We start from the raw sequence: 11,851 nt of genomic DNA, 5'->3' as shown, positions 1-11,851 counted from the left end.
CTGCTCTACATGCTCGAGGCAGCGGCCGCGCAGGGCAAGGCGGTGTGGGTGCTCGACCGGCCCAATCCGGCGGGACGCCCGGTCGAAGGGATGACGCTGCTGCCCGGATGGGCGAGCTTCGTCGGCGCCGGCCCCATCCCGATGCGGCACGGGCTCACGCTGGGCGAGCTGGGCCACTGGTTCATCGATTACTTCAAGCTCGACGTCGATTATCGGGTAATCGCGATGGACGGCTGGCGGCCCGACGAAGGCCCCGGCTTCGGCTGGCCCGACGACCGCATCTGGATCAACCCCAGCCCCAACGCGGCCAATCTCAACATGGCGCGCTGCTATGCCGGAACGGTGATGCTGGAGGGCGCGACGCTGAGCGAGGGGCGGGGCACGACCCGCCCGCTCGAACTGTTCGGCGCGCCCGACATCGACGCTCGCGCCGTCATCGCCGAAATGCAAAGCCTTGCCCCGCAATGGCTTGGCGGCTGTTCCTTGCGCGAAGTCTGGTTCGAACCGACCTTCCATAAGCATGTTGGCCAGCTATGCCACGGCGTCCACATCCACGCCGAGGGCGGTTTCTACGGGCATGAGGCGTTCCGGCCCTGGCGGCTCCAGGCGCTGGCGTTCAAGGCAATCCGCCGGCTCCAGCCCGGCTATCCCCTATGGCGCGACTTCCCCTATGAATATGCCTTCGGGAAGCTGCCGATCGACGTCATCAATGGCGGCCCGGCACTGCGCTTATGGGTCGACGATTCCAACAGCGAGGCCGGAGATTTGGAGGCACTGTCGGGGCCGGACGAGGCGGCGTGGGTCGAAGCCAGCAAGCGCATCCTGCTTTATTGATCAATCGCGCGTAGGTTCGTGACGCGGCGGACCGGTCCAGCCGCCGCGCCGCACTCCTTTGCTCTCTGGTTGATCCGTGTTAGCTTCGGACGTTCGTTGCGAGGGAGCGTGAGTGATGAAGGGATTGATTGTCGGAGTGGCCGCACTGACGCTGCTGTCGAGCGCGCTGCAGGCCGAGACGCCAGACCAGAAGGCCGCGCGCGCCGTCACCAATATGGACACGCTAATGGCCTATTATCCGCCGCATGCCCGGGCAAAGGGTGAGGAGGGGCTGGTCGCCTTCACCGTCTCGCTCGACCGCGACGGCCACCCGACCTCGTGCCAGGTGACTCACAGCAGCGGCTTTGCCGCACTCGACGAGGAGACGTGCCCGGTGCTGCTGGCGCACGCGGAGTTTGCGCCTGACGTCAATGCGGCGGGGACGCGCGTCGCCGGGACTCATCAGGGCGTTATCAACTGGCAGCTGCATGGCTACCCGCCCCGCGCCCCGCTGGTCGCGCCGATTGCGGTCGCCGCCAACAAGGCACCCGACAAATTGGTCTGCCACCGCACCGTCCGCACGGGGACGATCGCCGACTATGAGCGGATCTGCATGACGGCGGCGGAATGGAAACGCGGCGCGGATGAAGTAAAGCACGATTGGGAAGAGATTTCGCGCAACACCAAGACTGGGAATTAGACGCAGCCATTCGGCCTGACGCGATTAACGCTTCCGGCTGAGTTCGCGCATCGCGTCGTCGAGGCCCTGCAGCGTCAGCGCATACATGCGGTCGTCCATCAGCGTTTTGACCAGGTTGGTCGAGGCGCTGTGCCCCCAATAGGACTCGGGCGTCGGGTTGAACCATGCCGCAGCGGGGTAGGTGGTGGTAAGGCGTTTGAGCCATACCGCTCCGGCTTCATCATTCATGTGCTCGATCGAGCCGCCGGGGTGGCTGATCTCGTAGGGGCTCATGGCCGCGTCGCCAACGATGACCAGCTTATGGTCGTGGCCATATTTATGGATGATATCCATCGTTGGCGTGCGCTCGACGTGGCGGCGTCGGTTATCCTTCCACACGCCCTCGTAGATGCAGTTGTGGAAGTAATAGTGTTCGAGATGCTTGAATTCGGTGCGCGCTGCCGAGAACAGCTCCTCACACAGCTTGACGTGGCCATCCATCGACCCGCCGATGTCGAGGAAGAGCAATAATTTGACCGCATTGTGCCGCTCGGGTCGCATGCGGATGTCGAGCCAGCCCTGGCGGGCGGTGCCCTCGATCGTGCCGTCGAGGTCGAGTTCGTCGGCGGCGCCCTCCCGGGCAAATCGGCGCAGGCGGCGCAGCGCGACCTTGATGTTACGCGTTCCGAGCTCCCGTGTGCCATCGAGGTCCTGAAACTCGCGCTTCTCCCACACCTTGATCGCGCGGCCCTTTCCGCCTGGACCGCCGATGCGCACGCCTTCGGGGTTGAAGCCGCCGTGGCCGAACGGCGAGGTGCCGCCGGTGCCGATCCATTTGCTGCCGCCCTGGTGGCGTCCCTTCTGCTCGGCGAGGCGCTGCTTGAGCGCTTCCATGATCTCTTCCCACGAGCCAAGTGCCTTGATCTCGGCCATCTGCTCTGGGGTGAGGTACAGTTCCGCGACCTTCTTGAGCCATTCCTCGGGGATGTCGGCGCCGGGCTCGGCGGGGGCTATGACACCCTTGAACACTTCGCCGAATACGCGGTCGAAACGGTCGAGCATGGTTTCGTCGTGAACGAAGACGGCGCGGGCGAGATAGTAGAATTGCTCGGGTTCCCACGCGATGACATCGGCGTCGAGCGCCTCGAGCAGGAGCAGATGCTCCTTCAGGCTGGCGGGAATCCCACCGCGGCGGAGGGCGTCGACGAAGTTGATGAACATGGGCAGTACCTAGCGCCTGCGCCGTCCGGGCGAAAGCCGGGAAGACATGCGCGGGCCATGGTTAACGAAAGCGTAGGGGTTTTTGCCTTACAGCCGCATCCGAACATTAGGGAATGAGCGTCACATGGCCACCGCAGGCGTCGAGGAAGTTACCGAACATGCGATCCGTGCAGTGGCGCGGGATTGCGGCTTGCTGTCGATCGAGTGCAGCGATGTCGCCGGTTATGTCGAAGGCGTCGCGCAGCGGATCACCGGACATACCAAGACGCTTGACGCGCTGGAGGATATTACCGACCGGCTGCTGGCCGACCAAGCGCGCGTGAGCGATTCGACCGACGAGGCGCGGCTGCTGTCGGAGCAGGCCAAGTTGAAGCTGGAGGCGGGGCGCGAGGCGATCGACGACACGATCGACGTGTTCAAGGGGCTGACCGAGCTGGTCGTGCAACTGGGCGAGCGGATGGCCGGTTTCGCGATGGCGATGAGCCAGGTGCAGTCGGTGTCGGCGACGATCGAGACAATCGCGCGCAAAACCAACATGCTAGCGCTCAATGCGACGATCGAGGCGGCGCGGGCGGGGGATGCCGGGCGCAGCTTTGCGGTGGTCGCAGCCGAGGTAAAAAAGCTGGCCCACGACACGCGCGCCGCAACCAGCCAAATCGCCTTGACGATCGGCGAGCTGACTCGCGAGGCTGGGGCGGTGACGTCCGAAATCAAGACCGGGGTCGAACGCAGCCGCGCCGCCCAAGGCGGGTTCGGCAAGATCAGCAACACGGTTCGAGAAGTGAGCGAAATCGTCGGCATGGTCGACCGTCAGACCGAGGGAATCGCCCAGTCGACAAGCTTGATTCAGACCAGCGTTGACCGGGTCAAGGCCGGGCTGACCAGCTTCGCCGGCGATGCGCGCGACAATAGCGGTGAACTGATCAAGGCACAGCAGCGGCTGGCGCACCTCGAGATGATGTCGAACACGATGCTCGACACGCTTGCCAATTCGGGCGCCGAGATCGACGATACGCCGATGATCTGCCTGGCGCAGGACGCCATGCGGGCGATTACCGAGGTCGTCGAGCGGGGCCTGCGCGACGGCAGCATTGATGAGGAATCGGTGTTCGACCGCCGTTATGTACCCGTCGCGGGGACCAACCCAGTCCAATATGACAATGGTTTTGCGGACTTTGCCGACGCTCATGTCCAGCCGATCCTCGACCGCTTCAAGGCGCGCGAGCCGCGCGTGATCGGGTCGGCGATCACCGACGTGAACGGCTATCTGCCGACGCATTTGTCGGAACGCAGCCTGAAACCGGGGATCGACCCGGTGTGGAACGACGCCCATTGCCGCAACCGGCGGATATTCATGGACGAGCAGACCCGTCTGGCAATCGAGAGCGAGCGGCCGGCGATGCTGATGACCTACCGTATGGAGCTGGGCGACATTTATGTGCCGGTGAAGAATGTCTTCGTGCCGCTGTGGTTCAATGATCGACGGTGGGGGAACTTCGAGCTGGCGTACCGGGACGAATGATCAAGCGCAGCCGGTTAGGGGGACCGGCGAGCATGGTCATCAGCCGTTACGCCGCGCCATGAAGGCAAGGCGCTCGAACAGCATTACGTCCTGCTCATTCTTCAGCAGCGCGCCGTGAAGCGGGGGGATGGCCTTGGTCGGGTCGCGGTTCTGCAGCACCTCGAGCGGCATATCCTCGTGCAGCAGCAGTTTGAGCCAATCGAGCAGCTCGCTGGTCGACGGCTTCTTCTTGATCCCGGGCACCTCACGAACCTCGTAGAACAGGTCGAGCGCGCGGCTGACCAATATCTTCTGGATGCCGGGAAAATGGACGTCGACGATACGCATCATCGTGTCGCGGTCGGGGAATTTTATGTAGTGGAAGAAGCAGCGGCGCAGGAAGGCGTCGGGAAGCTCTTTTTCGTTGTTCGAGGTTATCACCACGACCGGACGCTCGACCGCCTTCACCGTCTCGCCAGTCTCGTAGACATGGAACTCCATGCGGTCGAGTTCCTGCAGCAGGTCGTTGGGAAACTCAATGTCGGCCTTGTCGATCTCGTCGATCAGCAGGACCGGCAGAACCGGCGCGGTAAACGCCTCCCACAGCTTCCCGCGGCGGATGTAGTTGCGGATATCGTGGACCCGCTCGTCGCCCAACTGCCCATCCCGCAGCCGCGCCACCGCGTCATATTCGTAGAGGCCCTGGTGGGCTCTTGTGGTCGACTTGATGTGCCATTCGATCAGCGGCGCGCCGAGCGCGGCGGCGATTTCGTGGGCGAGGACGGTCTTGCCGGTGCCCGGCTCGCCCTTGACGAGCAGCGGACGGCGCAGCGTCACGGCGGCGTTGACCGCGACCTTCAGGTCATCGGTGGCGACGTAGTCGGTGGTCCCTTCGAAGCGCATTGGACGCCGTTAGGCGAGACAAATGCGCTAGTCCACCCTCGCCCCGGCGCGTGCCTCCAGCAGGTCGAATAGGCCACGGTGCTGGAGCAATAATTGCTCGCCGCCGAATAGCAGCCCGCGCTGGGCCGCAACGCTGTCGCCGGCGGCGTCGGCGGCGCAGGCGATGGCAGCGTCGTCGGGCAGCGAGCAGAGCGGCCGTTCGACCCCGGCGCGATCGGCGGCGCGGTCGAGCAGCCGCCGGATCCCGCCCCAGTCGACGATCAGCCCGACCGCCGCGCCGAGCGCGCAGCCGCTGCGTTCGGACAGGGCCAGCGTCTCGATCGCATGGCGCTGTGCCTGCAGCGCGGCCTCGCTCTCGGCCGAGCCGGGCGTGCTGGGCATCGGACCGATCGCGGCGGTGAGGCGGACGAGATACAGCCGCTCGCGCTCATAATGGTCGGAGGCATCGATCAGCCATTCGCGCGCCGCGCCCGAAACGCTGCCGTTGCCACCGCCGCCGGACCCAAGGGCGAGGTCAATGAGCCCCGGGTGGCGGCCGTGAAGATGGCACAGGAGATGGATCGCGTCGGCCAGGTCGCGGGTCGCATGCACGCCCGAGCCAGCGACGAGCGCGGCACAATGCGGATGGCTGACGCTTCCGTTGCCGCCGACGCGAGCGAACAGCGCATCGGCCAGGGGCACGGCGCCAAGGGCGTCTGCGCTGCGAGGAAGGGCGTCGGCGCTGCGAGGAAGGGCTGGCGCGGCACTGGCCTGCGTCCCTGATGCCCCGTTCGATTGCATGCCATTCTCCCCGCCACCCGGCGTCATGCCGAGTGGATAGCGGCGATGCCTAACCCCTTCGCGTAAAGACGAGGTTTATCTGCGGGTAAGGAAGCGGTCATGAAGGTTACGATCCGTGCCAGCGCGGGACGGGTTGGGGGCATTCGCGCGTTGGCTGACAGGATTGCGGGATGCTCGTCAACGTCCTGAGGGAAGTCGAAGGGCGGCGAGCGATTTCTCGTGGCGTGCCCTTCGACTACGGCCTGCGGCCTTCGCTCAGGACGAACGGATTCTTCGTGCGTTGCCGTTCTGTCGCTAAGCCGCCAGGCGGAGTTCGTCTGCGACCGGGGACGGAGCGAGGGCTTCGACCGGCTCGGTGGCGATCACGGCGTCGGCGCGCACATCCGGGAAGATCAGGCGCGCGGCAAGGACGACCAGCGCCAGGGTCAGATAGCCGGCGACGGTCGCCAGCGGCTGCCACAGCAGCAGCGGGAAGAGGGCGGCGCGAAACCAGTTGCCGCTGATCCCGAAATCGTCGCCGAGCGATTCGCAGACGCCGAGGATGGTTTCGGGCCGGTCGAAGATCGGGCGCCTGGCGGGGGCGGCGGGAGTGGCGGGGGAGGCGGGGAGGGCGGTCGGCATCGGTCGGTTCCTGTGCATAAGCGGGCCCGGCCCGCGGTCATGCAGTTGAATAAGCAAGGGTCGTGCCAGCCTGTAATTATGCCTTGGTTTCCGCGCGATTAACGGGAAGTCCGTATTGGGACGAACGCAAAGAGTTGGGCTGGAGCGCCGAGGGTTGGGGGTTTCCCTGTCCCTCCCGCAGACACGACGGGGCGCGTCTCGCCAACCCTACGTCGGCCGCGGCGGGAAGTCGGGGTCGGCTTTCTTCATCGCCGCCTGAAACGCCGGGCGCTCGCCGATGCGTTGCAGATAGGCGCGGATGTTGGGGTAGGGGGCGAGGTTGCGGGGAAAAAAGCAGCCGTTCCCCTACTCGCTTCGCTTCGGCATCCGCATGTTGTTCGCCGTCGCATTGCGAACGATCTCGGTCCTGAGCGCTTCGTACAGTCCGGCCGGAATCACTCCATATAGCGGGGCTTCTTCGCCAGGTACTGGCCGGATGTCAGGGCCGGGCCACACGAAACGATTCATCTCGGTAGTGACGATCAAGCTGCGGGCATCGTCAAGACCGAGGCGACGCTCGATCGGTTGAGGCAGCTCGATTCCTTCACCGGGCCGGGGCGGAGAGTGGGTGATCGGCGCGACCAGCAATTCGGTGAGATCGGCTTGGGCAATGCGCGCGATGACCACTACGACCGGTCGGTCCTTCGTCGCTTCCTCATGGCCGGAGTCGTGCTCGCGTGACCAGAGGTAAGCATAATGGAGGACGTCAGCCGGCTCCGGAACCGGCCACGGCTGGTTCGGCGCGGCGGGATCGGTCGGACGGCCTGGCGGTCCGGATGGCGTCGAGGGTGGCATCGTCGAGGTCCTTCACAAGGAGAACCTGTCGATCGCGGCGCAGGAGACGCTCATATTCGTTGAGCGAGAGCATAACGACACGAGTGACCCCGTGACGCTGAATTCCAACCGGGTGAAGCATGGCTTCATCAGTGTAGAACCCGAACTTGCTCGCAACCTCCTTGGCCGAGACAGCCAATAGCGGTTCCGTCATTGTTGTACTCCCTAGGCCCGACCTGCCGATTGGCAGTCTCGTTGAGGCCATACCGTATCGATAGTCCGGCTTTTACCGAAAGTCAAGACTTACAGCATCGAATCCTGCCGACTCAAGTCCTCCCGCTTCGCGCGCTTGACGCTCGCCTGATCGACGTATGGAATGTCCGGTTTCTTGCCCCGGAAGAGTTCGGCGAGGGTAATGGTTTGGAGGCGGGGGTAGGTTCGGCCGGTGGCTTCGTGCCACGTTATCCGGGCGGCGGAGGAGGCGGGGGTCAGCCATAGTTCGGTCTATCGCCGGCGGCGCACCAATGCGGCGTTCGCGGTGAAGTGGCAGGCGGCGCTGGTGCAAGGCTATGCGCGGCTGGAAATCGAGATGGTGCGGGCGGCGATCGAGGCGGTGACCGGGGTCGATTATGACGCCGACCGGCCGAATGTCGGCGATCCAGCTATTATCGTGAGCTTCAGCGCGTGCGATAAGGATGCCTCCCTCAAGTGGTGATCAACACCTCCACTCTGGCACATCAATGCCGCCGACGGGCGTCCACCCCATCACCCAAAGCGGACATTAGCAGTGGTTGGTAGGGACTACCCCACCCCCATGATCTGGCGCGCTGTATGATGCCACCAGGGCGTGTCCCACAAGCCATGCACCGCAATCGCGAACGGCAGGTTCACCGTCAGCCAAAAGATATAGGCCGGATGCACGCTCCGGTTTCGCAGCACATCCCAAAGGAACATTGGCGCAATCGCCGACAGCGTGAACACATCCGCCGACATCGGACTCGCCGGCATGGAACTCCACAACCATGGGATCCGGTCGATCCCGGCCGGCAAGGCCATGACCGTTCCCAGGTACATCATCCGCTTGTGCATCCCGGCGTCGTGGCCGCGCGCCGTCAGGCCGATCGCCAGGAACAGCGAAAACAGGATGCCGATGCGAATCTGCAGCAGCAGGATGTTCTCCCAGATCCCCAGCGCGAATTGCATCTCCGCTTGCTTGGACGCCGGCGCAGCCTGCGCCCCGGCCCACAGCATATGGTACATGGTTGGCGCCAGGACGAAGCCGACTATGACCAGCGCTGGCGCCAGCACCATCCCGGCAATCCCGAGCCGCATGTGCTGCGCGTTCCTGCCCGTCGCCATCAGCCAGCTCTGCGCCAGCAGCAGCAACAGGAACGACCCCATCAGCACTGCATGCATGTGCAACACCCACGGGAACGGCGGACGTTGCCCAGTTTGCACCGCATCGATCTTCATCAACGAGTCGGGAATGAATCCGGCTAGCACGATGGCGATGAACCACATCGCCATGAACACGAAGATCCATCGGTCGATGGCGTGCGCCCGCGGCGTTCCGGACAGCAGGTCCGGACTTTGCTCCTTGAATCCCAACGTCCCGGCTAGAGTCGCCATGGCAAAGCCCCCTGTTGCCTATCGCCCACCGAAGATCCGTACCACTACTAGCACCGAAGTTGAATGACCTTGAAGCTAATGTCTGATTTCCACCCAAAGCGGACGTTATAGATATTGGATTGCGGGCTTTCCTGTTGCGCACGCCCAAGAAGGGGGGCCGGGGAAGGAGGTGATAAAACACTCCAAATAGGTTAAATCTCTTGACTTGTAGGAGTATGCTTGGTCTCTCGCTTCCGGGCAATCGGGGGCGGTTATGGGGAAGATTTATCGGCGGCGGGCGCCGCTTGCGGCGGCGGGGGCGGTCATTCGGCGGACCAGGCACGGGGTGCAGCGGATGCGGACCTATGTGCAGTGGTGCGACGAGCGCGAGGAGGCGTTCCTGGATGCGCTGGCGGCGTCGTGCCACGTTATCCGGGCGGCGGAGGAGGCCGGGGTCAGCCATAGTTCGGTCTATCGCCAGCGGCGCACCAATGCGGCGTTCGCGGTGAAGTGGCAGGAGGCGCTGGTGCAAGGCTATGCGCGGCTGGAAATCGAGATGGTGCGGGCGGCGATCGAGGCGGTGACCGGGGTCGATTATGATGCCGACCGGCCGATCGGGCCAATGTCGGCTGAAACGGCGCTGGCGCTGCTGAAGCTGCACCGCGCGTCAGTCACCGGCGTGGGCCAGCGCAGCGGCTGGGCGGCGCCGGTGCGCTCGATCGACGAAGTCGGGGAGAGCATCCTGCGCAAGATCAGGGTGATCCGCGACCTGCGCGCGCGGGAGGAGGGGGCGGGGTCGTGATCCTGCGTCCGGATCTCGACGCGCTGGACGGGGCCGGCGTGGGGGCCCTGATCGCGCAGCTGACGCTGGAGGAGGGGATCGCGCTGGAGGCGCACTGGCCGATCTGGGCGCATGGCGGGCAATTGCCGCCGCCGGGCGAGTGGCGGACGTGGGTGATGCTGGCCGGGCGCGGGTTCGGCAAGACGCGCGCCGGGGCGGAGTGGCTGGCGGGGATGGTGCGGGATCGCTCGACTGCGCTCGGGACGAACGGGGAGAGGTTGCGGATCGCGCTGGTCGGGGCGACGGTCGACGAGGCGCGGCGGGTGATGGTCGAGGGCGAGAGCGGGCTGCTGACGGTGGCGGGCGACCTGATCGAGCAATGGTCGCCGGCGCGGCGGCTGCTGCAGTTTCGCGGGGGAAGCGAGGCGGTACTGTTTTCGGGCGCGTCGCCGGACTCGCTGCGCGGCCCGGAGCATCATTTCGCCTGGTGCGACGAGATCGCCAAATGGGTTCATGGTGAAGAGAGCTGGGACAATCTGCAACTGGGCCTGAGACTGGGGCCGGGGCCGCAAGCCCTGGTGACGTCGACGCCGCGCGGGGGCACGGTGCTGGAGCGGATCATCGGCACGGCGGAGTGCGTCGTCAGCGGCGGGCCGACCTGGGCCAATCCGCACCTGCCGCCAGCCTTTGTCGATGCGGTCACGGGGATGTTCGCGGGGACGCGCAAGGAGCGAGTGGAACTGCACGGTGAATTGATCCGCGATGCGGCGGGGGCATTGTGGACGGTCGAGATGATCGAGGCGTGCCGGATCCAGCCCGGCGGGGCGCTGACCGGGTTGGCGCCGGCAGTGCCGCTGCCGCCGCCGCCGGTGCCCTATCTGAAACGGATCGGCGGACCGCCGCGCGTGGCCGAGCGGTGGGCGGATTATCAGCGCTTCGTCATCGGGGTCGATCCGCCGGCGGGGGACGGGACGTGCGGGATCGTGCTGTGCGCGCTCGACTGGGAGGGGATCGGCCATGTGCTGGGCGACCATAGTATCGGCGCGGTGTCGCCGGGGACGTGGGCGGCACGGGTGGCGGCGGTGGCGACCCTGAACCCCGAGACGCTGGTAGTGGCCGAGGTCAACCAGGGCGGGGTGATGGTCGAGACGGTGCTGCGCACGGCCGACCCGGCGCTGCGCATCAAGCTGGTCCGGGCGAGCGTCGGCAAGAGCGCGCGGGCCGAGCCGGTGGCGATGCTGTTCGAACAGGGCAGGGTGCGGCTGCACGGCCGGATGGACGCACTGGAGGCAGAGCTGCGCGGGATGGTGGCGGGCGGCGGGTACAAGGGGCCGGGGGCGAGCCCGGACCGGGCCGACGCGATGGTGTGGGCGCTGAGCGAATTGCTGGTCGCGCCGCGGGCGGAGCCGCGCGTGGTGATGTTTTGACCGGAGCTTTCGCGGGCCAAGTGCGTTGATAAATCACCGGCTTGGCACTGGACTTCATACCGCAGTGCAGCAACTAATGCTGCATTGCAGCGTTGGATGTGCTAAGGGGCCTTGTAACGAGAGGGCGCGTTGATGTTTCTGGCCGATGGCAGCGAATTCGATGGAGCGGCGGCAGTGATGCCGACGGTGCTGACGCATCTGGCGATCGTCGGCAATGCGCTGCCGCGACGCTGCGGGCTGGCGACCTTCACGTCGGATACGGTCGATGCGATGCGGACGCGGTTCCCGGGACTGACGGTCGACCATTATGCGATGGATGACGACAGCGGCGTGGCCTATCCCGCCGACGTGCGAACGATCGCCGCCGACGATCCGCGCGCCTATCGCGAGGCGGCCGGGCTGATCGAGGCGAGCGGCGCGCAGGCGATCTGGCTGCAGCATGAATTCGGGATTTTCGGCGGCGAGGCGGGCGCGCATGTGCTGAGCCTGATCGAGCGGTCGACGCTGCCGCTGGTCGTGACCTTGCACACGGTGCTGGACCAGCCGTCGGACAACGAGCGCCATGTCCTCGACCGGCTGCTGGCGCGGGCGGCGCATGTCATCGTCATGGCCGACATCGGGCGCGGCATCCTGGGCAAGGTCTATGGCGTGGCGGAGAGCAATGTCACCGTCATCGCGCACGGCGTGCCGGACCAGCCGATGGT

Annotated in this window: 13 protein-coding genes; 7 read left to right on the top strand and 6 right to left on the bottom strand. The window is 65.5% G+C overall.

Going from position 1 to position 11,851, the window contains the following annotated elements:
• Positions 1–834, top strand: an 834-nt coding sequence (locus RMN84_RS05410) for a DUF1343 domain-containing protein (RefSeq protein ID WP_309611178.1), incomplete at its 5' end; no start/stop codon positions are given.
• Between the two features lie 115 nt (positions 835–949).
• Entirely contained in the window at positions 950–1,513 is a 564-nt protein-coding gene (locus RMN84_RS05405) for an energy transducer TonB (protein ID WP_309611177.1), read from the top strand.
• Between the two features lie 24 nt (positions 1,514–1,537).
• Here the strand turns inward: RMN84_RS05405 and RMN84_RS05400 are convergent, their stop codons facing one another.
• The gene (locus RMN84_RS05400) at positions 1,538–2,713 is read right to left on the bottom strand and encodes a VWA domain-containing protein (protein ID WP_309611176.1); all 1,176 of its coding nucleotides are present in this window, start codon (positions 2,711–2,713) and stop codon (positions 1,538–1,540) included.
• Positions 2,714–2,837: 124 nt separating this feature from the next.
• Here RMN84_RS05400 and RMN84_RS05395 point away from each other — a divergent pair, with 124 nt between their 5' ends.
• Positions 2,838–4,235 (top strand): methyl-accepting chemotaxis protein, encoded by a 1,398-nt coding sequence (locus RMN84_RS05395; protein ID WP_309611175.1) that lies wholly within the window; start codon positions 2,838–2,840, stop codon positions 4,233–4,235.
• A gap of 39 nt (positions 4,236–4,274) precedes the next feature.
• Here RMN84_RS05395 and RMN84_RS05390 read toward each other — a convergent pair whose 3' ends face one another.
• The 4 genes from RMN84_RS05390 to RMN84_RS05375 form a co-directional block, all read right to left on the bottom strand.
• The gene (locus RMN84_RS05390) at positions 4,275–5,117 is read right to left on the bottom strand and encodes a MoxR family ATPase (protein WP_309611174.1); all 843 of its coding nucleotides are present in this window, start codon (positions 5,115–5,117) and stop codon (positions 4,275–4,277) included.
• Positions 5,118–5,144: 27 nt separating this feature from the next.
• Positions 5,145–5,798: a DUF6975 family protein gene (locus RMN84_RS05385; RefSeq protein ID WP_309611173.1), complete on the bottom strand. Its 654-nt coding sequence runs from the start codon at positions 5,796–5,798 to the stop codon at positions 5,145–5,147.
• Positions 5,799–6,191: 393 nt separating this feature from the next.
• Complete coding sequence (locus tag RMN84_RS05380; protein WP_309611172.1) at positions 6,192–6,518, bottom strand: PspC domain-containing protein; 327 nt, start codon at positions 6,516–6,518, stop codon at positions 6,192–6,194.
• Between the two features lie 345 nt (positions 6,519–6,863).
• A complete protein-coding gene (locus RMN84_RS05375; protein ID WP_309611171.1) occupies positions 6,864–7,352 on the bottom strand; it encodes a hypothetical protein in 489 nt (162 codons plus the stop codon).
• Positions 7,353–7,776: 424 nt separating this feature from the next.
• Here RMN84_RS05375 and RMN84_RS05370 point away from each other — a divergent pair, with 424 nt between their 5' ends.
• Positions 7,777–8,046 carry a hypothetical protein gene (locus RMN84_RS05370; protein WP_309611170.1) on the top strand — a complete coding sequence of 90 codons (270 nt, stop codon included), beginning with the start codon at positions 7,777–7,779 and terminating at the stop codon, positions 8,044–8,046.
• A gap of 86 nt (positions 8,047–8,132) precedes the next feature.
• Here RMN84_RS05370 and RMN84_RS05365 read toward each other — a convergent pair whose 3' ends face one another.
• Positions 8,133–8,960: a hypothetical protein gene (locus RMN84_RS05365; RefSeq protein ID WP_309611169.1), complete on the bottom strand. Its 828-nt coding sequence runs from the start codon at positions 8,958–8,960 to the stop codon at positions 8,133–8,135.
• Positions 8,961–9,213: 253 nt separating this feature from the next.
• Here RMN84_RS05365 and RMN84_RS05360 point away from each other — a divergent pair, with 253 nt between their 5' ends.
• From RMN84_RS05360 to RMN84_RS05350, 3 genes are all read left to right on the top strand, one after another.
• Positions 9,214–9,741, top strand: coding sequence for a hypothetical protein (locus RMN84_RS05360; RefSeq protein WP_309611168.1), 528 nt, complete (start codon positions 9,214–9,216; stop codon positions 9,739–9,741).
• The gene (locus tag RMN84_RS05355; RefSeq protein ID WP_309611167.1) at positions 9,738–11,147 is read left to right on the top strand and encodes a terminase large subunit domain-containing protein; all 1,410 of its coding nucleotides are present in this window, start codon (positions 9,738–9,740) and stop codon (positions 11,145–11,147) included. The genes RMN84_RS05360 and RMN84_RS05355 overlap by 4 nt, the downstream gene beginning before the upstream one ends.
• 132 nt (positions 11,148–11,279) lie before the next feature.
• On the top strand, positions 11,280–11,851 hold a 572-nt coding region (locus RMN84_RS05350; RefSeq protein ID WP_309611166.1), incomplete at its 3' end, for a glycosyltransferase.

This window comes from Sphingomonas sp. (assembly GCF_031380695.1).
Classification (GTDB): domain Bacteria; phylum Pseudomonadota; class Alphaproteobacteria; order Sphingomonadales; family Sphingomonadaceae; genus Sphingomicrobium.
This window is presented reverse-complemented; position numbering and strand designations above follow the sequence as displayed.